Here is a 25,697-nt window from a genome sequence, read left to right as displayed (position 1 = left end):
GGCCCGGAGTCTCAGCGCATAAAAGCCCGATGGTTAACGCCATCGGGCTTTTTTATTGCCCATTCGCCGGGTAGACCGCCGCTTTCAGCGCCGTATTATACCAGCCGCAGATATGTTCTAAGCGGGTGATCGCCGAGCCGACGGTCACCGCCCACGCGCCGCAGCGCATTGCCTCAGCCGCCTGCGCAGGCGTATTGTAGCGTCCCTCAGCGACCACTCTGCAACCCGCGGCGCTCAGGCTTTTCACCAGCGCCAGATCCGGCTCGACCGGTGTCTCCTCTGCGGTATAGCCTGAGAGGGTGGTGCCAACCATATCGAAGCCCAATTGCCAGCATTCAAGGGCATCGTCGAGAGAGGAACAATCTGCCATCGCATTTTTCCCCTGGCGGTGAATTGCCGCCAACAACGATGCGACAGAGGCCGGACGCTGACGCCGCGTGCCGTCAACCGCTATGATATCGGCCCCTGCCTGCGCCAGGGCATTCACATCCTCAAGCCACGGCGTAATACGCACCGGGCTATCATGCAGATCGCGCTTAATCAGCGCGATAACAGGCACCGTCACTAACGGACGAACGGCCTGCAGGTTGGCCAGACTTTCTATGCGCAGCGCCACCGCCCCCGCCTGCTCCGCCGCCAGCCCCATCGCCGCGACGATGGCGGGGTTATCCAGCGGGCTGCCCGGCACCGGCTGGCAGGAGACAATTAATCCGCCATGGTGACGGATACGCTGGTCCAGTTGTGCGAGTAAAGTCATGTCTGCTCCCTGAAAGCTACCTGTGGCGATGACAGTACCAGCCATGGGGCGCCTCGTTTGTGGCAGAGTTAACAAAGCGGACAGACAAAAAAAACAGGCCCCGCAGGGCCTGTCAGAGAAGGGATTTACTTCACCACGCGCAGCGCCGGGCGACCGCCGCGCGGCGGCGGCGTGTCGTCAGGATCGTCGTCGTGATTATCGGGCTTATCGCCATCAATCACCGACATCACCGTTTCGCTTTCACTCTCAGGCGCGACGTCATCATCGTTGAGGCTGCTGACGTCTTCGTCATAGGCCGCTTCCGGTTCAAACATCGTGCCGGCGCCGTTCTCACGGGCATAGATGGCGAGTACCGCAGCCAGCGGGACAGATACGTTGCGCGGCACGCCGCCAAAGCGCGCGTTGAAGCGCACTTCGTCGTTCGCCAGCTCAAGATTACCTACCGCACGCGGGGCAATATTGAGAACGATTTGCCCGTCGCGCGCATACTCCATCGGCACGAGCACGCCCGGCAGCGTGACATCCACCACCAGATGCGGCGTCAGCTGGTTATCCAGCAGCCAGTCATAAAACGCCCGCAGCAGATACGGGCGACGCGGCGTCAGCTGTGATACATCCATTATTTAGCCCCGACCGAGGCGCATTTCACGCTCGGCTTCAGTTAAAGAGGCGAGGAAGGAATCACGCTCAAATACGCGAGTCATATAGCCTTTGAGCTCTTTCGCGCCTGCGCCAACCAGCTCCACACCGAGAACCGGCAGACGCCACAGCAGCGGCGCCAGGTAGCAATCCACCAGGCTGAACTCATCGCTCAGGAAGTAAGGTTTCTGGGTGAACACCGGCGCGATGGCCAGCAGTTCTTCACGCAGTTGCTTACGCGCAGCATCAGCTTGCGCTGCGGTACCGCTCTGGATGGTGTTCATCAGCGAATACCAGTCCTTCTCGATACGTTGCATATACAGACGGCTTTCGCCACGCGCCACCGGATAAACCGGCATTAACGGCGGGTGCGGGAAACGCTCATCCAGGTATTCCATAATGATGCGGGATTCCCACAGAGTGAGCTCACGATCCACCAGCGTCGGTACGCTTTGATTCGGGTTGAGGTCAATCAGATCCTGAGGCGGGTTGTCCTTCTCCACGTGCTCTATCTCAAAACTGACACCCTTCTCGGCCAGCACAATGCGGACCTGATGGCTATAGATGTCAGTAGGACCAGAAAACAGCGTCATTACCGAACGTTTGTTGGCAGCGACAGCCATGAAAACCTCCAGGTATATTCAGAATTTTGTACTGCTGCCAGCCACTCATGGCCGGCCAGATGTAAAAACCCCAGTAGCGCGATGTCACCTTCGTTCACGAATAAAACAAAAAATGAACAATCACCAGCATTTGGGCAGAAAATTGGATGATAGTTTACCAGATTTTGAAGACGTTGTGGTGAGGGGATTCTGGAAATGCTGAAAAAGTGGCAAGAACCGGCGGTAAGCTTGTGGATAACAGCCGTTTTATCCATAAAAAAACCCGCCGGAGCGGGTTTTTTCGCAAATTGTTCTGCGTGAGCAGAAAACAATTAACGTTTGGAGAACTGCGGACGACGACGTGCTTTACGCAGACCGACTTTCTTACGTTCAACCTGACGAGCGTCACGAGTGACGAAGCCAGCTTTACGCAGTTCAGAACGCAGGGACTCGTCGTACTCCATCAGAGCGCGGGTGATACCGTGACGGATCGCACCAGCCTGACCAGAGATACCACCACCTTTAACAGTGATGTACAGATCCAGTTTCTCAACCATGTCGACCAGTTCCAGCGGCTGACGAACTACCATGCGGGCAGTTTCACGACCGAAGTACTGTTCCAGAGAACGCTGGTTGATAACGATTTTGCCGTTGCCCGGTTTGATGAAAACGCGAGCTGCGGAACTTTTGCGGCGACCAGTGCCGTAGTATTGATTTTCAGCCATTGCCTATAATCCCGATTAGATGTCAAGAACTTGCGGTTGCTGTGCCGCGTGGTTGTGCTCGTTACCCGCGTAAACTTTCAGTTTACGGTACATAGCACGACCCAGCGGGCCTTTTGGCAGCATGCCTTTAACCGCGATTTCAATCACACGCTCAGGACGGCGGGCAATCATCTCTTCAAAGGTCGCTTCTTTGATACCACCGATGTGGCCGGTGTGGTGGTAGTACATTTTGTCTTCGCGCTTGTTGCCGGTAACAGCAACTTTTTCTGCGTTCAGAACGATGATGTAATCACCGGTATCAACGTGCGGAGTGTATTCCGCTTTGTGCTTACCGCGCAGGCGACGAGCCAGTTCAGTAGCCAGACGGCCCAGAGTTTTACCGGTCGCGTCAACAACATACCAGTCGCGTTTTACGGTTTCTGGTTTAGCTGTAAAAGTTTTCATTAAAAGCTTACCCAAATAATAAGTTACACGTTGGTGAACACCCAAACGTTTAGTCAGTTGAGGTTCACACGACATTGTCCAGCAAACCTACCCCTTCGAATAGCCTATGCCGGCACATAGAAAGTTTCGGGAAAAAAACCTTCTCGTAACGTGGGGTCGCAAGATTATAGAGAAGTCGGGGTCAAAGATCGACCCCTTTATGAGATTTTTCAGGCAGCTCCCGGGGCGGCCCTGCAGCCCTGAATTCGCCGGGAAAAAGTATCCTGTCAGGGCATATGCGGGCGCTTGAGGTACTCTTCGCTCTGCATCTCCTGCAGACGCGACAGACAGCGCTGAAACTCAAACTTCAGCCGCTCTCCCTGATAAATGTCGTACAGCGGCACCGCCGCGCTGACCACCAGCTTCACGTGGCGCTCATAGAACTCATCCACCAGGGCGATAAAGCGCCGGGCTTCGCTCTCCAGCTGCGCGGTCATCACCGGCACATCGAACAGCATCACGGTGTGGAACAGGCGGGAGAGCGCGATATAGTCATGCTGGCTACGGGCATCCACGCACAGCGTGGCGAACGACGCCGCCAGCGTCTGGTTTTCCACGCCGAGGGTCGGCAGCTCGCGATGGTTGATCTCCAGCGTCGGCCCGGCAGCGCGCGGCGCGCCGGCCAGCGCCAGCCACAGTTTATCCATCTGTTCGCGGGTGTCGTTATTCAGCGGCGACAGCCACAGGTGCGCCTGGGTCAGGGTACGCAAGCGATAATCGATGCCGGCATCGACGTTCATAATATCGCAATGCTGCTTGATGGCGTCGATAGCGGGCAGAAAACGGGCGCGCTGCAGGCCATTGCGATAGAGCTCATCCGGCGGAATATTGGAGGTCGCCACCAGCGTGATGCCGCGGGCGAACAGGGCCTTCATCAGCCCGCCCAACAGCATGGCGTCGGTTATATCGGAGACAAAAAACTCGTCGAAACAGAGCACGTCGGTTTCCGCTTTAAAGCGGTCGGCGACAATGTCCAGCGGGTCGCTATGGCCCTGCAGGGTGGTCAGCTCTTCGTGCACCCGCAGCATAAAGCGATGGAAATGCAGGCGCTGCTTACGCTCGCCCGGCAGGCTCTGGTAAAACAGGTCCATCAGCCAAGTTTTCCCCCGCCCCACGCCGCCCCACATATACAGGCCGCGGACGGGCGCCGCCTCGGCTGCTGGTTCGCGCTTACCCAGCAGTTTGCCGAATTTCGCGCGCAAACCGCCGCCTGACGCGACGGGCGCGGGCTGAGTCTGCAGTTCCTGGTAAATGGTATCGAGGCGGCTCACCGCTTCTTGCTGGACGTCGTCGGGTTGATGGCTGCCCTCTTTCAGGGCTGAAAGGTAACGCGATGTTGGAGACAGGCTTTGCATGATCTAATTGTTATTCCTTGAAAACCGTGATGTCGAAGCTCACGATTGACGAAAAAAAGGCCGTTCTACACTACGCGATGATACGCCAGGATTCCACTTCTGTGGAATTAGCGGTTATAGTGGCACTATCGGGCGCAGGCGGAGAGCCTAAGAGCCACCCTACGGAACCACAATACAACGGGAGATGTTCATGACCTGGGAATACGCGCTAATTGGGTTAGTCGTCGGTATCATCATTGGTGCCGTCGCCATGCGTTTCGGCAACCGCAAACTGCGCCAGCAGCAGGCGCTGCAGTTCGAACTGGAAAAGAATAAAGCCGAGCTTGAAGAGTACCGTGAAGAGCTGGTCAGCCATTTTGCGCGCAGCGCCGAGCTGCTGGATAACATGGCGCACGACTACCGTCAGCTGTATCAGCATATGGCGAAAAGCTCTAACAACCTGCTGCCGGATTCCATGGCAGACGCCAACCCGTTCCGCAACCGCCTGGAAGAGTCTGAAGCCAGCAACGATCAGGCGCCGGTCCAGATGCCGCGCGACTACTCCGAAGGCGCATCCGGTTTACTGCGCGGTGGCGCAAAACGCGATTAAACAATCGCCTCTGATAAAATATTCTCCGGGCGCGCCCATCGCGCCCGCTCCTTCCCCCACTTCCCGGCTACAATTTAAACCAGTCCCCACATTGTTACCTGCGCAAAAATTCAATAACATCAGGTTATTCAGGACATTTTTCCATACACCTCAGGTTACGAGAGCCAGCATCTAATGAAGAAACAGACTTTGCTGTTGAGTGCGTTAGCGTTAAGCATTGGGTTATCGTTGTCGGTTCTGCCTCCGGCAGCAGCATCCTTACCGACTCAGGTGCCCGGCCAGGGCGCGTTACCAAGCCTGGCGCCGATGCTGGAAAAGGTCCTGCCGGCGGTAGTCAGCGTCCAGGTGGAAGGCACTGCCTCGCCGACGCTCAATATGCCGGAAGAGCTGAAGAAATATTTTGGCGATAACGCCCCGCAAGAACAGGCGCAGCCGTTCGAAGGGCTTGGCTCCGGCGTCATTATCGACGCAGCGAAAGGCTACGTGCTGACCAATAACCACGTCATCAATCAGGCGCAGAAGATCAGCGTCCAGCTGAACGATGGTCGTGAATTTGATGCCAAACTGGTCGGTAGCGATGAACAGAGCGACATTGCTCTGCTGCAGCTGATTAAGCCGTCAAACCTGACGCAAATCGCCATTGCTGACTCCGATAAACTCCGCGTCGGCGACTTCGCCGTCGCCGTCGGCAACCCGTTCGGCCTTGGTCAGACCGCCACCTCCGGCATTATCTCTGCCCTTGGCCGCAGCGGCCTGAACCTTGAAGGGCTGGAGAATTTCATCCAGACCGATGCCTCCATCAACCGCGGCAACTCCGGCGGCGCGCTGTTGAACCTCAACGGCGAGCTTATCGGGATCAACACCGCGATCCTGGCGCCGGGCGGCGGCAGCATCGGCATCGGCTTCGCCATCCCGAGCAACATGGCGAAAACCCTCGCCGACCAGCTCATTCAGTTTGGCGAAATCAAGCGCGGCCTGCTGGGCATTAAAGGCATGGAAATGAGCGCCGATATCGCCAAGGCGATGAACCTCAACGTTCAGCGCGGCGCCTTCGTCAGTGAAGTGCTGCCAAACTCCGGGTCCGCCAAAGCGGGGATCAAATCCGGCGACGTCATCGTTAGCCTGAACGGCAAACCGCTGAACAGTTTTGCCGAACTGCGCTCGCGGATCGCCACCACCGAGCCGGGGACCAAAGTCAAACTGGGTCTGCTGCGCGACGGAAAACCGGTCGATGTCGAAGTGACGCTGGATAAGAGCACCTCCTCCACCGCCAGCGCTGAGCTGATTATCCCGGCTCTGCAGGGTGCCTCGTTCAGCGACGGTCAGATGAAAGATGGCACCAAAGGGGTGGTGATCGATAATGTCGATAAAGGCAGCGCCGCCGCCCAGGTCGGCCTGCATAAGGATGACATTATCATTGGCCTTAACCGCGAGCGTATTCATTCGATTGCCGAATTACGCAAAGTGCTCGAAGGCAAACCGCCGGTCATCGCCCTGAACGTGATCCGCGGCAACGAAAGCATCTATCTGCTGCTGCGCTGATTGTCTCCCCGGACATCGCCGCCATGTGCGATGTCCGGACAACTCATGCTATGCTGCGCCTGACCATTCATTAACGATATCTGCATCATGCCTGGAAAGTTATTACGTTCAGTACTCATCGGTTTGCTTGTCGGGGGCCTGCTGTTGGCCCTGATGCCCTCGCTGCGCCAGTGGCAGCTAGCGCCGACCACCCAGAACGATACGGCAGACGACTCCCCGGCGAGCTATAACGCCGCCGTACGCCGCGCCGCGCCCGCCGTAGTGAACGTCTATAACCGCGCCCTGAACAGCACCAGCCATAATCAGCTGACGCTTGGCTCCGGGGTGATCATGGACCAGCGCGGCTATATCCTGACCAACAAGCATGTGATTAACGATGCCGACCAGATTATCGTCGCTCTGCAGGACGGCCGGGTCTTCGAAGCGCTGCTGGTAGGCTCCGATTCCCTGACCGACCTCGCGGTGCTGAAGATCAACGCTACCGGCGGGCTGCCGGTGATCCCGATCAACCCGAAACGCACGCCGCACATCGGCGATGTGGTGCTGGCGATTGGCAACCCCTATAACCTGGGACAGACCATCACCCAGGGGATCATCAGCGCCACAGGGCGCATTGGCCTCAACCCCACCGGCCGCCAGAATTTCCTGCAGACTGACGCCTCGATCAACCACGGTAACTCCGGCGGGGCGCTGGTGAACTCCCTCGGCGAGCTGATGGGGATTAACACCCTCTCCTTTGACAAGAGCAACGACGGCGAAACGCCTGAAGGCATTGGCTTTGCGATCCCGTTCCAGTTAGCGACCAAAATTATGGACAAGCTGATCCGGGATGGCCGTGTGATCCGCGGCTATATCGGCATTAGCGGCCGGGAGATCGCCCCGCTGCACGCGCAGGGCGGCGGGATCGATCAGATCCAGGGGATCGTCGTTAACGATGTCGCGCCGGACGGACCGGCCGCGCAGGCGGGGATCCGCGCCAACGACGTGATCATCTCCGTGAATGACAAACCCGCGGTCTCCGCGCTGGAGACGATGGATCAGGTGGCCGAGATCCGCCCGGGTTCAGAAATTCCGGTGGTCATCATGCGTGATGATAAGAAAATCACGCTCCATATCGCCGTCCAGGAATACCCGGCCACCAACTAAGCGGCTCCCCGTTTGGGGAGCCACGTTAATCGCTAAATACCGGACCGGCCGGGAATCTGACCAGAAACCCGGTCATCATGAATGCAAGACAATAAAAAGCCGGAACAACAGTTCCGGCTTTTTTGAGCGTGCGAGGTTACTTGTTGACGAAGTCTTCGCCGAGCGCGATATCTTTCTTCAGGGTGTCCAGCATGCCTTCCAGCGCCTGCTGCTCAAAGGCGCTGAGTTTGCCGATAGACTGACGCTCTTCTACGCCATTTTTCCCCAGCAGGAGCGGCTGAGAGAAGAAACGCGCATACTGGCCGTCGCCTTCCACGTAGGCGCACTCCACTACGCCTTTTTCTCCCTGCATGGCGCGAACCAGAGAAAGGCCAAAGCGCGCAGCCGCCTGACCCATCGACAAGGTCGCCGACCCGCCGCCCGCTTTCGCTTCCACGACCTCGGTACCGGCGTTTTGAATGCGTTTAGTCAGATCGGCCACTTCCTGATCGCTAAAGCTGACGCCCGGGATCTGTGACAGTAAAGGCAGAATGGTGACCCCGGAGTGACCGCCAATAACCGGGACTTCCACCTCGGTTGCCGATTGACCTTTCAGCTCCGCCACAAAGGTATTGGAGCGGATGATGTCCAGCGTAGTCACGCCGAACAGTTTGTTTTTATCGTACACGCCGGCTTTTTTCAGCACTTCGGCGGCGATGGCCACGGTGGTGTTCACCGGGTTGGTAATAATGCCGATGCAGGCCTGCGGGCAGGTTTTGGCTATCTGCTGCACGAGGTTCTTAACGATACCCGCATTCACATTAAACAGGTCGGAACGATCCATGCCGGGCTTACGCGCTACGCCCGCGGAGATCAGCACCACATCAGCGCCTTCCAGCGCCGGGGTAGCATCTTCACCGGAAAATCCTTTAATTTTTACATCTGTGGGGATATGACTTAGATCTACCGCCACGCCCGGCGTAACCGGAGCGATGTCGTACAACGAGAGCTCTGAACCTGAAGGCAGTTGGGTCTTAAGTAGTAGGGCAAGCGCCTGGCCGATACCACCGGCAGCGCCAAGGACTGCAACTTTCATCCTAAACTCCTTATTATGGTTAATTTAGTCTTTCGTTATTCCGTCGCCTGGACCTTAATTCACAAGATGAACAATTACAATGATTATGGCTGAAGAATGCATTATTGTGCGTAGCAATAGAACAGCGGCGCACTTTATGCTTCCTGACTGACCATCCAGCAAAGCGAAGTACCGGATCGACTATTGGTTACAATACACCCAGCCAGTTGCGCAAAACAACACCAACTCAATAACATTTCATTTACTTTTACATGCCTTTAAGCGTTGTGATGAGAACATGTTCCTTATACGGTTTTTTTGCTAAAATATGCCCCCTTCATAACATTATTGACCTATCCCCTCGCGGATTATTTGCATAAAAATTCACGGTTATGCATAATGATGTTGATTTTACCACCATAATCTGGGTGACTTATGCGAAGTTCGGCAAAACAAGAAGAACTGGTTAAAGCGTTTAAAGCGCTGCTTAAAGAAGAGAAATTCAGCTCGCAGGGAGAGATCGTCCAGGCGCTGCAGGAAGAAGGCTTCGAGAATATCAACCAATCGAAGGTTTCCCGCATGCTCACCAAATTTGGCGCGGTTCGTACCCGTAACGCCAAAATGGAAATGGTCTATTGCCTGCCTGCCGAGCTTGGCGTGCCGACCACCTCCAGCCCGCTGAAAAATCTGGTGCTGGATATCGATTATAACGATGCCGTCGTGGTGATTCACACCAGCCCCGGGGCAGCGCAGCTGATCGCCCGTCTTCTCGACTCGCTGGGCAAGGCGGAAGGTATTCTTGGCAGCATCGCCGGGGATGACACCATCTTCACCACGCCAGCGCGCGGTTTCACAGTGAAAGATCTGCACGACGCTATCCTGGTGCTGTTCGAACAGGAACTCTGAGCATTCCCCTCTGGCAACCGTCAGAGGGTGATTCCCCCTCTTCTCTCCCTCCCCCCTTTCAACTCAACAAAAATTTAACATTTCGTGTGATTTAGCCTGTCTATACGTTCTTTTACGTAAGGGAAACGCCTAAAACGCACGAAAGATCAAAATCGTATACCTTTATGATTTTATTAGAAATAAAACTTATCTCTGTCTGTGACTCGTCATTTTTAATTCTTATCGGTTATAAAAAGCGCAATTTATTGTAACTATTAACGCACAAAACAATTAGCATGGTATTAATATTTTTGGTGATTAGTGTATACTTGTTTTTGTGATGAGGGTCACGAAACAAAGACCCTCAACAAAAAGATTCGACGAGGTGAACATCATGAAAATCAAAACCACTGTAGCAGCTCTCAGCATCCTGTCCGTCATGTCGTTTGGCGCTTTCGCCGCTGATGTTATCAACAGCGAGCAAGCCCAGGGCCGCGAGGCCATCGGTACAGTTTCCGTCGGCGCGGTAGCCTCTTCCCCGATGGATATGCATGAAATGCTGAACAAAAAAGCGCAGGAAGAAGGGGCTTCTTCTTACCGCATTATCGAAGCCCGCACTGGCGACCACTGGCATGCCACTGCTGAGCTGTATAAATAAGTTTTAGATCGTCAACGATTAACCCGACAAAAAATTCTCTACCGCGGCCCGGCCTCATTCATCGCCCCGCCGCGGCAAAACAAAGACTGGAGTAAAGATTATGAAACGCGCAATGATCATCGCATCCCTTGGCCTGGCTTCTCTTCTCTCTTTCGGCGCTAGCGCGGCCGTTCAGCAAGTGAACGCTGAGCAAGCCCAGAACATGCAGTCCATGGGCACCATCTCGGTTTCCCAGGTAGGTAGTGCGCCAATGGACATGCGTCAGGAACTGGCCGCTAAAGCCGAGAAAGAAGGCGCCAGCAGCTACCGTATTATTGAAGCACGTACCGGCGATAGCTGGCACGCCACCGCTGAGCTGTACAAATAAACCCTCGTCGTCTTATTTCGACGACTTGCCCCCGCCTGCCGGGGGCTTTTTTATGCCTGCCGGGCGTTAAAACGTAACTCCCCCTCCAGCTCTTCCTCTGCTTCATCAAATAATAAAATTAACGCCCCAAAACGCCGACGCTGCTTGTCATTTAAATGGATGAACTCAATGTCCAGCGGCAGCGGCAGCAGCCCACCAGTCACCGCGTCCCATAGCGAATCAAGGTTGTTGACCTTATCCTGTGCCAGCTCGAAGGTGCGGGAAAACTCCCGGTAGAAATCCTGTTGCTCGGCGATTTCGTCAAAATCAAACGTATAGGTGGTCATGGCAGCCCCTCCCGCTTCTCTTCCTGTCGCCGTTAAGTATAGCGATAAAAAAACCGACGCCTGGGCGTCGGTTTATGGGTTAACTGCTGGTCAGCACATGCTGGTACTTGTGCAACATCTCAACCAGTCGCCGTACCGGCTCGGTCACCTGCGGCGAAGCCTCCCAGACCCGCAGCTTCTCCTGATAAACATCAAGCTCCGCCAGCAGCCGGGTAAAGTAGCGCCGACGCTTATCATCGCTCCCGGCGGAGATTACATGATCCGCGGTACGTCGCAGCTGGCGATGGAACGCCGACAGATCCTCATTCACCGGCACGGGCGCATCGCGCAGGCGCTGGTGGGCAATGATTAACGTCAACGCCAGTCGGAAACGAGCGACATCGCCGGGGAATTTGTTGAGCAATAAAAACAGCTGCTGATAGAGCGCGGGCAGATGATTCTCTTTGCGACGCGCCGAGTTGGTGGTCAGCGAAGAGACCGCCGCGGAGACAAACTGGTTCAGCAGCACCCGACCGGTTCTTGCCCGGGAGTTATCCCTGACAATGAGAATAACCATCAGGGCGAGGAAACAACCGACGATCTGCCCCAGCGCGCTATCGAGGAACTGACTGAACTGGAACTGCATCGGGTTATCCAGCACCAGAATGTTGATGGTGCTCGCCAGCGCCCCCAGCGATCCGAGGCGCCTTTTCTGCACTTCGATACCGATAAAAAACGCCATCGCCGCCAGGCTGATACAAAGCAACAGCATACTCTGCTGCGTCGCCGGCATGATCACCAGAAAGTACAGGGTACCCAGCGGTAACGCCGCCAGAGTACCGTAGAGGAAGTCTATCGCCACCATTCGCGGGTTAGGCAAGCGCATCGCCAGCGCGGTAACCACGGCAATCATCACCATTGCGCCGCTGCCTGAGGTCCAGCCCGTCCACAGCCAGAACAGCGTCCCAAGGATACAGGAGACAGAGGTACGCCAGAAGTTCACCATCGCGTGGTGACGCTCGGCGGACTCCACTTTAACCACCGTTTCGCCGCGCAATACACCGTCTTCGATGCGGCTGATTTTGGTGTTGCCCACCACGCCACGCTTAAGCAGCAGGTAACGGGTGGCTGCGCCTACCCAGCTGTAGATGGTGACCGGCGTATTATGCTCGCCTTTCCAGGTCAGGAAGCGACGCATACGCTTCAGCTGCTGGTGAACATCCTGCACCGTCTCAACCGGCTCAGCGAACAGCTCGCGGTAGTCGTCCGTCACCATTTCCGGGCGCGAGTTCTGAATCAGGTAGGTTTCGCAAGCCTGGGTGATAAGCGTTAGCGAGAGGGTATTGATCGCCTTCAGGCGTTGATTCGCCTTAGCCCAGCGAGAGGACTCCATAATCAGGTTACTGCGCATTCCCTCCAGCGCCGTGGTGCGACGCACCAACGCTCCCCAGGCCTGATCCACTTCATCTTTTTCGCCGTGCGCAACGCATAACTGCATCAGCTTATACTGCGCAATCAGCAGGTTATCCAGTTCAAGGTCGATCTCTTTTTTAATCGAACGCGGGGAGAACAGCAGATCGGCGACAATGGCGCTGACAATCCCGATGACGATTTCGCTGCAGCGCTCAACGGCAAACTGCGGCGCCAGCATCGGATCGGTGTGGATGGTAATAATGATAATCAGCGCGGTGTATCCGGCCAGCCCCCAGGCATAGGAGTTTTCGACCTTGACCAGCGACGAAACCCAGGTACAAAACCCGGCCCACAGGCAGCAGACCAGCATCATCAGCAGAGGGGCGCGGATCATCAGGATGATGATGACCAGCGCCGCAATACAGCCAATAAAGGTCCCGGCAATACGCAACATGCCGCGATAGCGGATCGCGCCGGAGTACGGCTCTCCCCCGGCGGCAAAGGCCGGGCCAGCGGCGACAATCGCCGCGGTCAGCACCGCCCAGCGCGGCGTTTCGAGCTGAAAATGGAAGCCGACGAACAGCGCCAACACCACCGCGCATGCAAGCTTAATAGCAAAGCGGAGATGCTGGGGAGCAATAGTATATGTCCCCATAGCGATTAACCGAATTCGCGCAGGCGCATAGCCAGTTTCTGGAAGAAGTTGGCCTGGCTGGTATCACGGTCTTCTTTACCGGTGATCACCACCGTCGCCGTCGTGCCCGATGGCCACAGATTCCCCTGCTGGTGGTCAAGGCGAATACGAACCGGCACACGCTGCGCCAGACGCACCCATTCAAGGTTGGAATCCACCGAAGCCATCCCTTTCGAGTCGCTGCTGCTGCTGGCGTTGGTTACCCCCGCAGCGATACTGTCCACCGTGCCTTTAATGGTTTTGCTGCTGCCAAGCGGGGTAATTTCCGCCCGGTATCCAGGGCGGACGCCTTCCAGTTTGGTCTCTTCCAGATAGGCCATGACGTAAAATGTATTCTCTTTCACCAGCGCCACCGCCGTGGAGCCGCGAGTGATAAATTCCCCGGTATAGACGTTAAGGTTGGTCACCCAGCCATCCGCGGGGGCGCGAATCTCTGTGCGCTGCAGGTCCAGTCTGGCCAGGTCGCGGCTGGCCACCGCTTTCGCCAGCTGATGCTCAACGGTCTGCAACACGTTGTTCGCCTGGTCAATCTCTTCCCGCGACATCGCCTGGACGCCAAGCTTATTACGCCGACCGGCTTCGACACGTTTTTCCTGGGCTAAGGTCTGGTAGTAGGCGACATCGGCTTCCGCCTGCGCCAGCGCTTTTTGGTAACGAGGTTGGTCAATAACGAACAATACCTGGTCTTTCTTAACCAGTTGGTTATCCTTGACGTTTACCTGGGAAATCAGCCCGGAGACGTCGGGAGCAATGGCCACAATGTCGGCGCTAAAGCGCGCATCCCGCGTCCACGGCGAGGCGGTGTAGTAAACCCAGGCGCGGAAAATCGCCACGAAGGCCAAAATGACCAGTATCACGGTAATAGCGGTACGGAGGATATTTCTTGTTAGTGTTTTCACATCAACCTCAAACGAACAAGCGCGATATCAAATAAAAAAGGCAGCAATATAGCGCCGTATTAAACAGTGCAGGGTGCCAGACAAAATCGTAAATGCCGGTCGGAACCAGCAATCGGTGCACCAGCCAGAAGATGGCCAGCGACAAAAGCAACTCGAAGAAGATCGGCGGAAACGATAAGCCGAAAATCACGATGACAGGAAACAGACTCATGATGACCTTGAATAAGAAGCGTACAGGTAGTGAGCAGATGCGTTTATTATGTAGCTAACAATATATTAACGTAACGATTGCCGCATTATCTACAATGTGTGATCTAAATCACTTTTAAGCCAGAGTGAATAATGGAACGATTAAAGCGCATGTCCGTTTTCGCCAAAGTGGTCGAATTAGGTTCCTTCACCGCAGCGGCCCGCCAGCTTCAGATGAGCGTTTCCTCGATCAGTCAGACCGTCGCCAAACTGGAAGATGAACTGCAGGTGAAGCTGCTCAACCGCAGCACCCGCAGCCTTGGCTTAACGGAAGCGGGTAAAATTTACTATCAGGGCTGCCGTAGGATGCTGTTTGAAGCACAGGATGTCCATGAGCAATTATACGCATTTAACAACACCCCCATCGGAACGCTGCGTATCGGCTGCTCTTCAACTATGGCACAGAATGTTCTGGCGCGCATAACGGCGAAAATGCTGAAAGAATACCCCGGGCTCTCCGTCAATCTGGTCACCGGCATACCTGCGCCGGACCTGATCGCCGACGGTCTTGACGTGGTGATCCGCGTGGGCGCCCTGCAGGATTCCAGTCTTTTTTCCCGCCGTCTGGGCTCAATGCCGATGGTGTTATGCGCCGCGAAAAGCTATCTGGCGCAGGCTGGCAATCCTGAGAAACCGGCCGATCTTGCCGGGCATGCCTGGCTGGAATATAGCGTGCGGCCGGACAATGAGTTTGTCATTATCGCGCCGGAAGGGATCTCAACCCGCCTGACCCCGCAGGGGCGCTTTGTGACCAATGACCCCATGACGCTGGTGCGCTGGCTGACCGCCGGGGTGGGTATCGCCTATGTGCCGTTGATGTGGGCGATCGAAGAGATCAATCGCGGTGAGCTTGAGATCCTGCTGCCGAGCTACCAGTCCGATCCGCGTCCGGTCTACGCCCTGTACACCGAAAAGGATAAACTGCCGCTGAAAGTGCAGGTCTGTATCAATTATCTGACGGAGTATTTTGTCGACGTGGCGAAGATCTATCAGGGGATGCACGGCAGAGGGATCGCCCGCTGAAGCGGTTCCCGGCGACGCCGGGAACCCGCTCAGGATCAGGCAGTGCCGCCGACGGTGAGGTTATCGACCTTCAGGGTCGGCTGGCCAACGCCCACCGGCACGCTCTGGCCCTCTTTGCCACAGACGCCGACGCCGTTATCCAGACGCAGATCGTTACCCACCATCGAAATCTGCTGCATAGTCTCAATCCCGGAGCCGATCAGGGTAGCGCCTTTCACCGCCTTCGTGACCTTGCCTTTTTCGATCAGATAGGCCTCGGAGGTGGAGAAGACAAACTTACCGGAGGTGATATCCACCTGCCCGCCGCCGAAGTTTGGCGCGAAGATACCGTAGTCCACCGACTCGATAATCTCCTGCGGCGTGGACTGGCCCGCCAGCATATAGGTGTTGGTCATACGCGGCATCGGCAGATGGGCATAGGATTCACGGCGACCGTTGCCGGTCGGCGCGACGCCCATCAGACGCGCATTGAGTTTATCCTGCATGTAGCCTTTCAGGATGCCGTTTTCGATCAGCACATTGTATTGACCCGGCGTTCCTTCGTCATCGATGGCCACCGAGCCACGACGGTCGACGATGGTGCCGTCGTCCACGACGGTGCACAGCTCAGAGGCGACTAATTCCCCCATATGGCCGCTAAAGACCGAGGTGCCGCGACGGTTGAAATCGCCTTCCAGGCCGTGACCGACCGCTTCGTGAAGCAGGACGCCAGGCCAGCCGGCGCCGAGCACCACCGGCAGCATCCCCGCCGGGGCGGCGACCGCCGAGAGGTTAACCAGCGCCATGCGCACCGCTTCTTTCGCCCAGGCGTCGGCCCGTACTTCGCCCTCCTGAGAGGCGAGGAAATAGTCATAGCCAAAACGCCCGCCGCCGCCGCTGCTGCCGCGCTCGCGTTTGCCGTCCTCTTCCACCAGCACGCTGACCGAGAGGCGCACCAGCGGACGAACGTCGGCGGCCAGAGTGCCGTCGGTGGCGGCCACCAGAATCAGCTCATAGACCCCGCTCAGGCTGGCCGAAACCTCCTGCACGCGCTGGTCCGCCGCGCGGGCGACTTTGTCTACCCGGCGGAGAATATCCAGCTTCTCTTCCCGGCTCATACTCTGCAGCGGGTCGATGCTGGTATAGAGGGCGCTGTGCTCTACTGCGCCGAGGGTCTGTACTTTGCCATTGCCAGTCTCGCGCACAATGGTCCGCGCCGCCTGGGCGCTCTGCTCCAGCGCCAGCTTGCTGATCTGGTCAGCGTAGGCAAAGCCCGTTTTTTCGCCGCTGACGGCGCGCACGCCTACGCCCTGGTCGATATTGTACGACCCATCTTTAATGATGCTGTCTTCCAGAACCCAGGATTCGTGATAGCTCGACTGAAAATAGAGATCGCCGTAATCGAGGCGGCGCTCGGTCAGTTGACCAAGAATGGCAAACAGGTCCTGATGATTCAGGCCATTTGCCGACAGTAATTGTTCACTTACCAGGTTCAGACTCATCGTTATGCTACTCGTTTGTTGCCGCCTGACAGGCGGAAATACAGAAGGCTATCTATTGAGATTGCGGTAATTCCCGGCAATCGTCAAATCATTGCTTTTTGTTGCTGCGCGCCTGGCGCAGCACTTCATTGATCTGCGGCTGGTCAATCGGGCCGGTGATGCGATAGCGCAGTATCGAGACTTTGTTCCACAGCGGCCCCAGTACCTTGCTGGCGGCAAATACCGCCGCGCCGACAATCGGGTTGACGGCGAAGGCCGCCGCCACGCCGACAGTCGCGGAGATCTCCGGCGCCACCACCGCCTGCAGGTCCAGATGACGACGCACCAGATCGACCGACCCTTTCATGGCAATGTCCGCCTCCAGACCATCCACCAGCGTATCATCGGTATGCAGTACACCATCCTTAATCCAGGCCGTACTGTTAATCGAGTCGAAGTAAAATCCTTCGCTAAAGGTATCGCTGAAGTCGAAGCGCAGTTTGCGCAGCAGGGCATCGACGCTCAGCAAACGCAGCAGCTGGCCTGCGTGTCCGGTACTCAGGTCGGTAAACTGACCCTTGCCGAGGTGGCTTTTAATGATCCCATTGAGCGACGCGACATCGGGTGACCAGGGCGGCGCGCGCCAGTGCAGATCGTAGTCGATATCAAACGGCGAATCCTTCACCGGTGTGGAAACGCCAAAGAAATCCGCAAATTCATTCGTTTTATTGCCATGCAGTCTGCCTTTCAGCGAGGTGCGCACCCCGGAAGGGGCGTTAACCCACACGCCGTCGGTCGTCAGCCGGCCAAACCCGGTATCCACCAGGCCGTTGGAGAGCGTTAAGGTATCGCCCTTGATCGCCACATCGCCGTCGATACGGCCATATTTTTGCCCCCACAGCCAGCATTCCGCGCAGCGCAGCTGCAGATCGGGCCAACCGTGGAAATCCAGCCGCGTCTCCGCCTGCGGGACCACGTTCTCCGTTCCGCCCTTGCCGCTGGCGCTGGCCGGGTTGAAATAGAGATAACGCACATTTGCCAGCCACGGGGCATTGTCGCGCATCGTCAGGGTGGCGTTGATCTCGCGCCCCTGCGCCTCAACCTGTGAACCGCCGGTGACCGGCTGCGACATCAGACTCACGTTGTTCCATTGCTGGCCGGCCAGCGCCAGCGACGGCGTACGCAGCACAATGCGCGGTGGAAAGAGGACGCTGCTGCTGACTTCATTCGCCGCGCCCTTCTGGAACAGCGCCAGCCACTGCGCGCCATCCATCGGCGGCAGATTGAGCTCAACGCCGGGCTGGTCGGGCAGCGGAGAGGGGCCTTTGCTGTCCGTCGTGAGGATCGCTCTGTCCAGCGTCAGCTTACGGTTCAGCAACCAGCGGCTGTTGATATGATTCTTCGCGCCAACGGATCCGGTCAGGTCGAAGCTGCTCAGACCGCCGGCAACATTAATTTTGACCGGCAGGGGTTCGCCAGCGGGCTTGTTGACCGGTGAAGGTAAGTGACTGCTCACATTCTTCAGATCGCCATTGATATCAACCTTATAGCTGGCATTGCCATGGTACGGCAGTTCGATAGCGACTTTACCCTCCCACGGAACGCTACCGCTCAGCGCCTCATTAACCGCTTTCGGCAGCAGCCCGGTGCGCGACGGTTGCCAGCTGGCGTTCATCCCGACATCCACCAGAAATGCTTTTTCGCCTTCGCGGGTGGAAAAATTGAGGTTCAGCGGCTGATTAAACCAGGTCGCGCTCAACGTTTGACTATTAAGATCGCCATTCACAAAGCTGAAATTACCGCTCAGATTCTGCAGCGTGGTATCTAACGGCTTGATAAACAGATCGTTATTCTGCAGATGCACATCGCCTTTCGCGGTGGTCATTTCGCCATCGAGGGGAATGTTCAGATGTAAGCGAGCGCTTACATCACCATCCAGCTGCAGGGAATCCAGCGCCGCTCCCAGGGTCTCTTTCAGCGGCGTGGTGTTGAAATAAGGTCCCACCTCTTTCCCCGGGCCTTTGATATCGGCATCAATCAGCAGTTTTTCCTGCGCGTAATCCGGGATCGCGGCATCGAGATTGCTGGCGGTTACGTTGCCGAGCATCGCTTTCTCCGCCCGCATCCACAGGCCGCTGTTGATAAAATTAAGGTCGATATTCAACCCGGTCAGCGCCGGCCAGTCCGGTTGAAAAGCGAAAGTGGCATTCTTCAGCGGGACGTAAACCTGGAACTGTCCTTCGTTGTGCGGATACGGGAACAGATGTGGGTTGCCGCCATACACCAGCGTCGCATCGCGTGCCTGTCCGGCTTTTATCGCGCCGCTGAGATAGTCCACCAGCGCTTTGCCCATCAGGTTTTCCGGGAAGTAACGCCACGCCTGGCCGCCATCGTTGGTGCTGATCCCCGCCAGAATACCCAGCCAGGGATCGTCCCCCTGCGGTTGCAGATAGCGGAAGCCGCCGCGGGCGCGTACCCCCGTCGCCTGCACGTCAATATCGCGGCCATCAAGCATAAACCCTTTGTCATTTTTCACCCAGCAGAGGGTGGCTTCGCCAGCGGCGATCTCCAGCGGGGCCCGGAAAACACCGGTATACGGCATCAGCGCCTTCGTCATGCGCGCGCGCAGTTCCCCATGCTCAACGCTGCCATTCAGGCTGCCGGAAAAGTGTTCCGCTCCCGGCAGGAGTTTCCACTGCTTCCACGCCAGATCGCTCCACTGCGCCTGAAAGCGCGTTTTCTCCGTCGCCTGCAGGGGAATATCGAGAGCCAGCAGGTTGATTTTGCCGCTGGGCTGCGTGGTGCGCCAGAGTTCGCCCAATGAAGGCGCCAGCTTATCGGCAAACGGCTGCAGTCCGCTCAGACCGCTGAGGGCTAAGTTGCTGGCGCGAATACGTAATTCATCACTACGCTGATGACCGTCGCCACCGACATCCTGCGCTGGGATCCACGCCATCGCCAGCGCGCCGCTTGGCCAGGGTTTGTCGTCGATCGCGATCCGCGTATCGGGAATGTAGAAGCCCCAGCTCTGCTTGTCATGGGAGAGATGCGCCGTCAGGTTATCCACCGACAGGTGATGAACCTCGCTATCCCCCTGCCAGCTGGCGCCCCCTTTTTTCAGCCATACGTCGCCGCTGGCCACATCGCCTTTTTCAATGGTCATCCAGCCTTCGAGGCTGAAGCGGGCGCTTTTCAGGGCGATATTGTCCTGCATCCAGCGGCCCAGCCAGGGCTTGACGTCAATATCGTCAGCCTGCAGCCAGACCCGGCCTTTGTTCAGCAGGCCATCCTCATCGCGGAGATCCATCCGCACCTGCATGACGCCATGCTGGCCGGTGAGACTGGAAAGGCTGAGCTGCCCCTCGGCGCGGTGACGGTTCCTGCCGTTAAGCCAGGTCAGCTGCGGGACCGCCAGCTCCGCCCGCTGACCGGAAATAGTCAGGAAGCTCAGATGGCTGTCGCGCAGAGTAAAGTGGTCGAACTGACGTAAAAAGAGATCGCTGACGCGGTCGGTTTTCAGGCTTTCGCCGCCGTCATTGGTCTGAATAGGGGTATTGGTATGGATCTGCAGCTGCCAGAAGGTGAGATCGCGAAACTGCCAGCGCATATGCAACAGACTCTGCCAGACGTCCAGCGCCAGGGTCACGCGCTTGACCGCCATTGTCCCGCCATCTTTCAGCCCGACATGAATATCGCGGACATCTAATGTTGGGCCAAAAGTTTGCCAGCTGGCTGCGATCTGCGAGGCATCCACCGGCGTGCCGGTGAGAGAGGAGATCTTCTCCAGCAGCTGCGGACGCCAGGCATCGAGCTGCGGCAACACGAGACGCAAGCCACTCACCAGCAGCGCGACGATAACAATCAGTGTTGCCACGGTGAGCAATAAAATCCCGGGCAGTCGCCTCACGCCTCTCTCCTTGTCAGCCGCACAATGACGCAGTGTCTTACATCATAACCACATCGAACTGCTCTTGATTATAGAGCGGCTCAATTTGTACCTTCACCTGCTTGCCGACAAAGATCTCCACTTCCGCCAGCGCATGCGACTCTTCCCCTTTCAGGGTTTCCGCCACCGCAGGGGAAGCATAGACCAGGAAGCGATCGGAATCATAAGCATGATGCACGCGAACGATCTCACGCATAATCTCATAGCATACCGTTTCCACGGACTTTACCGTTCCGCGTCCGTGGCAGGTCGGGCATTCGTTGCACAGCACATGCTCCACGCTTTCGCGGGTGCGTTTACGGGTCATCTCCACCAGACCCAACTGGGAGAAACCGTTGATGCTGGTCTTCACCCGGTCTTTACTGAGGGCCTGCTCCAGGGAGTGCAACACCCGCCGGCGATGGTCTTCATTGTTCATGTCGATGAAATCAATGATGATAATGCCGCCGAGATTACGCAAACGCAGCTGGCGGGCTATCGCCTGGGTGGCTTCGATATTGGTATTGAAGATAGTATCGTCAAGATTGCGGTGCCCAACAAACGCCCCTGTGTTGATATCGATGGTGGTCATCGCCTCGGTCTGGTCGATGATCAGATACCCCCCGGACTTGAGCTCGACTTTACGTTCCAGCGCGCGCTGAATTTCGTTCTCAACGTCAAAGAGATCGAATATCGGCTGACGGCCGCTGTAGTGTTCCAGCTTGCTGGTCATTTCCGGAATATATTCGGCGGTAAATTCGAGCAGCGCCTCGTAGGTCAGCCGCGAGTCAACGCGAATCCGGTCGAGATGCGCGTCGGCAAAATCACGCAGCACGCGCTGAGCCAGGGCCAGCTCGCCGTACAGCTGATAGCGGGTCTGGTTGCGCTTTTTGCGCTCCATCACCTTGGTCCATACACGCTTAAGATAGGCGGCATCGGCGGCCATCTCTTGCTCGTGAACGCCTTCCGCGGCGGTGCGAATGATAAATCCGCCCTGCTCGTCGCAGTACTCTGCCACGACCTTTTTCAGCCGCTCACGCTCGGCTTCGCTTTCAATGCGCTGAGAGACCCCCACGTGGGAGGCGCCCGGCATAAAGACCAGATAGCGGGAAGGCAGGGTAATATCGGTGGTCAGACGCGCGCCTTTGGTACCGAGCGGATCTTTAACCACCTGGACCATCAGGTCCTGGCCCTGGCGCACCAGTTCCGAAATATCGCGCACGGTAAACTGCTTTTGCTCCTCACCGGCAACGCACTCGGTATGCGGCATGATATCGGAGGCGTGGAGGAACGCCGCCTTATCCAGACCAATATCTACAAAAGCCGCCTGCATTCCCGGCAGCACTCGGCTAACACGACCTTTGTAGATATTGCCTACTATTCCGCGTCGCGCTTCACGCTCAATATGGATTTCCTGCAGAATACCGCCATCAATATACGCAACGCGCGTTTCGGATGGCGTTACGTTCACTAATAATTCAGCCGTCATCTTTATCCCTTTTCTTTACGCAGTGAGTTAAAGTTACTGAGCAACTCATACGTTTCCACCAGCGGTAAGCCGACTACGGCGTGATAGCTGCCATTAATCTTCCTGACGAAACAGCCACCCAACCCTTGAATACCGTATGCACCTGCTTTATCTAAAGGCTCGCCGCTGGCCACATAATCGGCGATATCCTGCTCGCTGAGCGGCCGGAAGGTCACTTCCGTGACCACCAGACAATCCAGCGTCTGCTGCTTATCCGCCAGCGCCACCGCGGTCATGACCTGATGGGTTTGGCCGGAAAGCAGGCGCAGCATCGCTGCAGCGTGTTCGGCGTCGCGCGGTTTTTCCAGCACTTCGCCGTTCAAAATAACAATCGTATCCGCTCCCAAAACCGGCAAATCCCGCGATGCCAGCGCCACCCCGGCCTGCGCCTTTTCGCGCGCCAGGCGCACGACATAGTGCTGCGCGCTCTCCTGCGGCTGGCGCTGCTCCTCGATACCAGGAACCAGACGCTCGAACGCGAGACCAAGCTGAGTCAGCAGTTCCTGCCGACGCGGGGAACCAGAAGCAAGATACAGAGTTGTCATATCAACCTTATTGCACTGCAAATTGCTGACGCACTTTACGCATCAGCAGGAAAAGCCATGGCCAGAGGATACCGTTTACTACACTACTCCAGAATACTTCCGGACGGAAAGAGACGTTGATCACTAAAAACTCTGCCCAGAAAACAATGATATCCACGGCGAGGGATAACAGCATGACCACCAGCGCCTGTTGCCACAGCGCCAGGTTACGGAACAGCTGATACTTCAGCGCCACCAGATAGGCGACGATGCTTAAGGACAGCGCGCGAACGCCCAGCGTCGAGCCGCTGATGAGATCAAGAATAGCCCCCATCACGAAGCCCGTTCCCACATTCACCCGGTGCGGCAGCGCGAGGATCCAGTACAGCAGGATCAATAATACCCAGTTGGGCCGGAAAACGCTGATGTCCGCCGGCCAGGGCATAATTTGCAGCAATAGCGCGATAAGAAACGAGAGCCAGATAACCCAGCGTCCCTGGCTACGGTAACTTGCCACTATTGCCCCCCTGCAGGCTGCGACGGCTGAGACGGCGTCAGCCCGGTGGCGGGCGCCGGCATCTGCGGCCCCATCGCATCCGGCGCAGGCAACACCTGCGGCATCATCTGCATCAGGCGTTCGTTAGCCACCCGATGGACCTCTTCCGGGGTCATCGGGTTAGCGCCATTGCGATCGGCGCCCCACAGCAGCAGCAGATAGCGCAAACGCTGCAGACCGGCCGTCGGACGCGCCTGGATCACCGTGTAGGCGCGCTGGGTGTCCAGTTTCACTGAAGAGACAACCCCAACCGGGTACCCTTCCGGGAAACGACCGCCCAGACCGGAGGTCACCAGCACATCGCCGACGCGAATATCGGTATTTGCCGGCAGATGCTCAAGCTGGAGGTCGTCGGTGCAGCCGTTACCGGCGGCAATGACGCGAATATCGTTCCGCAGGACCTGGATCGGCAACGCATGGGTGGCATCACAGATCAGCAGTACCCGGCTGGTCATTTTCGCCACGGCTACGACCTGCCCCACCACGCCTTTATCACTGATAACCGGCTGGCCTTCGTAGACGCCGTTGACGCTGCCCTTATCGATAACCACCTGATCGCTGTAGGGGTCGTTGACCGTTGAGATGACCTGGGTCACCATTTTTTGCTCGTCCTGGCGCAGCGGCGAGCCAAGCAGTTCACGTAGGCGCGCATTCTCCTGCTTGTACTGGCCCAGCATCAGCAGATCGCTGTTTTTCAGCAACAGCTCCTGACGCAGCGCGCGGTTTTCCAGTTCGAGCTGGTCACGGGTAGCCAGCGTCTGCGATACGCTGTCGAGCAGTTCCCGGGGACCATTAGAGACAAAGTAGAAAGGGCTGACGGCTGTATCCATGTACGTTCTGATTTGACTGAACGTACCCAGGCGGCTGTCGGCGATAATCACGCCAAGCGCCACCAGCACCGCCAGAATAAGGCGAATCTGTAGCGAGGGGCCACGGCTAAAAATTGGCTTCATAGGCTATGCGTATTCTCGTGTCAGTAAAGACCTGGGGCAGCGCGGAAGCCACCCCGGACCTTCAGGCTGACTACTCTTCGCTAAACAGGTCGCCGCCGTGCATGTCGATCATTTCCAGCGCCTTGCCGCCGCCACGCGCTACGCAGGTCAGCGGATCTTCAGCAACCACGACTGGAATACCGGTTTCTTCCATTAACAGACGGTCCAGGTTGCGCAGCAGCGCACCACCGCCGGTGAGAACCATCCCGCGCTCGGAGATATCAGACGCCAGTTCCGGCGGGCACTGCTCAAGGGCAACCATGACCGCGCTCACGATGCCGGTCAGCGGCTCCTGCAGCGCTTCAAGAATTTCGTTTGAGTTCAGGGTGAAGCCGCGTGGAACGCCTTCCGCCAGGTTACGGCCGCGCACTTCAATTTCACGCACTTCATCGCCCGGGTAAGCCGAACCGATTTCATGTTTGATACGCTCAGCGGTCGCTTCACCGATCAGAGAGCCGTAGTTACGACGCACGTAATTGATGACGGCTTCGTCGAAGCGGTCGCCGCCGATACGCACGGAAGAAGAGTAAACCACACCGTTCAGGGAGATAACCGCTACCTCGGTGGTACCGCCGCCGATATCCACCACCATGGAACCGGTCGCTTCAGAAACCGGCAGGCCAGCGCCGATCGCGGCCGCCATCGGTTCTTCAATCAGGAACACTTCGCGAGCGCCAGCGCCCTGCGCGGATTCACGGATAGCACGACGCTCAACCTGGGTGGCGCCAACCGGCACGCAGACCAGTACGCGCGGGCTCGGGCGCATAAAGCTGTTGCTGTGCACTTGTTTGATAAAGTGCTGCAGCATCTTTTCCGTCACGAAGAAGTCAGCGATAACGCCGTCCTTCATCGGGCGAATCGCCGCGATATTACCCGGGGTACGGCCGAGCATCTGCTTCGCTTCATGACCCACGGCGGCGACGCTTTTCGGCGATCCGGCACGATCCTGACGAATGGCCACCACGGAAGGCTCATTCAATACGATGCCTTGTCCTTTTACGTAAATAAGGGTATTCGCGGTACCCAGGTCAATGGACAGGTCATTGGAAAACATGCCACGAAATTTTTTTAACATACTAAGGGATAATCCTGAAAGCTGGGGCGGAAAACAAAATCCGCTTACTTTACCAACCACACGCAGCAGCGACAAGGCGCAAAAATCACCTGCTGCGGTGAAAATTAGTGCAGTTCATTTCCTTTGTTACAAATTTTTCCGACTCCGTTCATTGCTGAAATCTTCAGCAGCGCTCCACGCCTGAATTTGTAACCTGTCAAAGGAGGGTCACTGGCATTTACATTGCGATGATCCGGCAGGTAGACAAGCACA

Annotated in this window: 26 protein-coding genes; 7 read left to right on the top strand and 19 right to left on the bottom strand. The window is 56.9% G+C overall.

The genetic code is table 11. The features are described from left to right. Positions 1 to 52: 52 nt before the first annotated feature. From ACLH1U_RS05825 to zapE, 7 genes are all read right to left on the bottom strand, one after another. On the bottom strand, positions 53 to 757 hold the full coding sequence (locus ACLH1U_RS05825; protein WP_374014466.1) for an N-acetylmannosamine-6-phosphate 2-epimerase: 705 nt from the start codon (positions 755 to 757) through the stop codon (positions 53 to 55). 125 nt (positions 758 to 882) lie between these two features. After that, on the bottom strand, positions 883 to 1,377 hold the full coding sequence (gene sspB, locus ACLH1U_RS05820) for a ClpXP protease specificity-enhancing factor (RefSeq protein WP_002918465.1): 495 nt from the start codon (positions 1,375 to 1,377) through the stop codon (positions 883 to 885). Between the two features lie 3 nt (positions 1,378 to 1,380). Then, a complete protein-coding gene (sspA, locus tag ACLH1U_RS05815; RefSeq protein ID WP_002918467.1) occupies positions 1,381 to 2,019 on the bottom strand; it encodes a stringent starvation protein SspA in 639 nt (212 codons plus the stop codon). Next, entirely contained in the window at positions 1,989 to 2,273 is a 285-nt protein-coding gene (locus ACLH1U_RS05810) for a hypothetical protein (protein ID WP_136070768.1), read from the bottom strand. The genes sspA and ACLH1U_RS05810 overlap by 31 nt, the downstream gene beginning before the upstream one ends. A 57-nt stretch (positions 2,274 to 2,330) precedes the next feature. After that, positions 2,331 to 2,723: a 30S ribosomal protein S9 gene (gene rpsI, locus ACLH1U_RS05805; RefSeq protein ID WP_000829818.1), complete on the bottom strand. Its 393-nt coding sequence runs from the start codon at positions 2,721 to 2,723 to the stop codon at positions 2,331 to 2,333. Between the two features lie 15 nt (positions 2,724 to 2,738). After that, the gene (gene rplM, locus ACLH1U_RS05800) at positions 2,739 to 3,167 is read right to left on the bottom strand and encodes a 50S ribosomal protein L13 (protein ID WP_002918559.1); all 429 of its coding nucleotides are present in this window, start codon (positions 3,165 to 3,167) and stop codon (positions 2,739 to 2,741) included. 266 nt (positions 3,168 to 3,433) lie between these two features. Next, positions 3,434 to 4,561, bottom strand: a complete 1,128-nt coding sequence (gene zapE / locus ACLH1U_RS05795; protein ID WP_023291141.1) for a cell division protein ZapE — start codon at positions 4,559 to 4,561, stop codon at positions 3,434 to 3,436. 190 nt (positions 4,562 to 4,751) lie between these two features. On the opposite strand from zapE, the gene zapG reads away from it, so the two are divergent. The 3 genes from zapG (at position 4,752) to degS (ending at position 7,838) form a co-directional block, all read left to right on the top strand. Continuing rightward, a complete protein-coding gene (gene zapG, locus ACLH1U_RS05790) occupies positions 4,752 to 5,150 on the top strand; it encodes a Z-ring associated protein ZapG (RefSeq protein WP_012540461.1) in 399 nt (132 codons plus the stop codon). 174 nt (positions 5,151 to 5,324) lie between these two features. Then, the gene (degQ, locus tag ACLH1U_RS05785) at positions 5,325 to 6,692 is read left to right on the top strand and encodes a serine endoprotease DegQ (protein WP_017899931.1); all 1,368 of its coding nucleotides are present in this window, start codon (positions 5,325 to 5,327) and stop codon (positions 6,690 to 6,692) included. Positions 6,693 to 6,779: 87 nt separating this feature from the next. After that, positions 6,780 to 7,838 (top strand): outer membrane-stress sensor serine endopeptidase DegS, encoded by a 1,059-nt coding sequence (gene degS / locus ACLH1U_RS05780; protein ID WP_002918568.1) that lies wholly within the window; start codon positions 6,780 to 6,782, stop codon positions 7,836 to 7,838. Positions 7,839 to 7,974: 136 nt separating this feature from the next. Here degS and mdh read toward each other — a convergent pair whose 3' ends face one another. Beyond that, positions 7,975 to 8,913, bottom strand: coding sequence for a malate dehydrogenase (gene mdh / locus ACLH1U_RS05775; RefSeq protein ID WP_023291150.1), 939 nt, complete (start codon positions 8,911 to 8,913; stop codon positions 7,975 to 7,977). 414 nt (positions 8,914 to 9,327) lie between these two features. On the opposite strand from mdh, the gene argR reads away from it, so the two are divergent. The 3 genes from argR to yhcN-B all read left to right on the top strand — a co-directional run bounded on the left by argR (position 9,328) and on the right by yhcN-B (position 10,802). Continuing rightward, positions 9,328 to 9,798, top strand: a complete 471-nt coding sequence (argR, locus tag ACLH1U_RS05770; protein WP_002918625.1) for a transcriptional regulator ArgR — start codon at positions 9,328 to 9,330, stop codon at positions 9,796 to 9,798. A 373-nt stretch (positions 9,799 to 10,171) separates the two neighbouring features. Further along, a complete protein-coding gene (yhcN, locus tag ACLH1U_RS05765) occupies positions 10,172 to 10,435 on the top strand; it encodes a peroxide/acid stress response protein YhcN (RefSeq protein WP_017899932.1) in 264 nt (87 codons plus the stop codon). 100 nt (positions 10,436 to 10,535) lie between these two features. After that, the gene (gene yhcN-B, locus ACLH1U_RS05760) at positions 10,536 to 10,802 is read left to right on the top strand and encodes a DUF1471 family stress response protein YhcN-B (RefSeq protein WP_134919014.1); all 267 of its coding nucleotides are present in this window, start codon (positions 10,536 to 10,538) and stop codon (positions 10,800 to 10,802) included. A gap of 50 nt (positions 10,803 to 10,852) precedes the next feature. Here the strand turns inward: yhcN-B and ACLH1U_RS05755 are convergent, their stop codons facing one another. The 4 genes from ACLH1U_RS05755 to aaeX form a co-directional block, all read right to left on the bottom strand. Beyond that, positions 10,853 to 11,128, bottom strand: a complete 276-nt coding sequence (locus ACLH1U_RS05755; protein WP_002918629.1) for a barstar family protein — start codon at positions 11,126 to 11,128, stop codon at positions 10,853 to 10,855. 79 nt (positions 11,129 to 11,207) lie between these two features. Continuing rightward, positions 11,208 to 13,175: a p-hydroxybenzoic acid efflux pump subunit AaeB gene (aaeB, locus tag ACLH1U_RS05750; protein ID WP_023291151.1), complete on the bottom strand. Its 1,968-nt coding sequence runs from the start codon at positions 13,173 to 13,175 to the stop codon at positions 11,208 to 11,210. Positions 13,176 to 13,180: 5 nt separating this feature from the next. Continuing rightward, positions 13,181 to 14,113 carry a p-hydroxybenzoic acid efflux pump subunit AaeA gene (gene aaeA / locus ACLH1U_RS05745; RefSeq protein ID WP_023291152.1) on the bottom strand — a complete coding sequence of 311 codons (933 nt, stop codon included), beginning with the start codon at positions 14,111 to 14,113 and terminating at the stop codon, positions 13,181 to 13,183. Between the two features lie 7 nt (positions 14,114 to 14,120). Then, positions 14,121 to 14,324 carry a p-hydroxybenzoic acid efflux pump operon protein AaeX gene (aaeX, locus tag ACLH1U_RS05740; protein WP_002918640.1) on the bottom strand — a complete coding sequence of 68 codons (204 nt, stop codon included), beginning with the start codon at positions 14,322 to 14,324 and terminating at the stop codon, positions 14,121 to 14,123. Between the two features lie 131 nt (positions 14,325 to 14,455). On the opposite strand from aaeX, the gene aaeR reads away from it, so the two are divergent. Next, positions 14,456 to 15,385 (top strand): HTH-type transcriptional activator AaeR, encoded by a 930-nt coding sequence (gene aaeR, locus ACLH1U_RS05735; protein WP_002918641.1) that lies wholly within the window; start codon positions 14,456 to 14,458, stop codon positions 15,383 to 15,385. A 35-nt stretch (positions 15,386 to 15,420) separates the two neighbouring features. Here aaeR and tldD read toward each other — a convergent pair whose 3' ends face one another. The 7 genes from tldD to mreB form a co-directional block, all read right to left on the bottom strand. After that, entirely contained in the window at positions 15,421 to 16,866 is a 1,446-nt protein-coding gene (tldD, locus tag ACLH1U_RS05730) for a metalloprotease TldD (protein WP_004206236.1), read from the bottom strand. Between the two features lie 88 nt (positions 16,867 to 16,954). Then, positions 16,955 to 20,752 carry an AsmA2 domain-containing protein YhdP gene (yhdP, locus tag ACLH1U_RS05725; RefSeq protein ID WP_032454186.1) on the bottom strand — a complete coding sequence of 1,266 codons (3,798 nt, stop codon included), beginning with the start codon at positions 20,750 to 20,752 and terminating at the stop codon, positions 16,955 to 16,957. Positions 20,753 to 20,789: 37 nt separating this feature from the next. Next, entirely contained in the window at positions 20,790 to 22,259 is a 1,470-nt protein-coding gene (gene rng, locus ACLH1U_RS05720) for a ribonuclease G (RefSeq protein ID WP_004206239.1), read from the bottom strand. 2 nt (positions 22,260 to 22,261) lie between these two features. After that, positions 22,262 to 22,843, bottom strand: coding sequence for a Maf family protein (locus ACLH1U_RS05715; RefSeq protein ID WP_023291155.1), 582 nt, complete (start codon positions 22,841 to 22,843; stop codon positions 22,262 to 22,264). A gap of 7 nt (positions 22,844 to 22,850) precedes the next feature. Beyond that, on the bottom strand, positions 22,851 to 23,339 hold the full coding sequence (gene mreD, locus ACLH1U_RS05710) for a rod shape-determining protein MreD (RefSeq protein WP_002918648.1): 489 nt from the start codon (positions 23,337 to 23,339) through the stop codon (positions 22,851 to 22,853). Then, complete coding sequence (gene mreC / locus ACLH1U_RS05705; RefSeq protein WP_004206242.1) at positions 23,339 to 24,331, bottom strand: rod shape-determining protein MreC; 993 nt, start codon at positions 24,329 to 24,331, stop codon at positions 23,339 to 23,341. The genes mreD and mreC overlap by 1 nt, the downstream gene beginning before the upstream one ends. A 70-nt stretch (positions 24,332 to 24,401) precedes the next feature. Further along, a complete protein-coding gene (mreB, locus tag ACLH1U_RS05700) occupies positions 24,402 to 25,445 on the bottom strand; it encodes a rod shape-determining protein MreB (RefSeq protein ID WP_002918653.1) in 1,044 nt (347 codons plus the stop codon). Between the last annotated feature and the right edge of the window lie 252 nt (positions 25,446 to 25,697).

It is taken from the genome of Klebsiella sp. 1SOBk5mer, from assembly GCF_046603115.1.
GTDB lineage: Bacteria > Pseudomonadota > Gammaproteobacteria > Enterobacterales > Enterobacteriaceae > Klebsiella > Klebsiella quasipneumoniae.
This window is presented reverse-complemented; position numbering and strand designations above follow the sequence as displayed.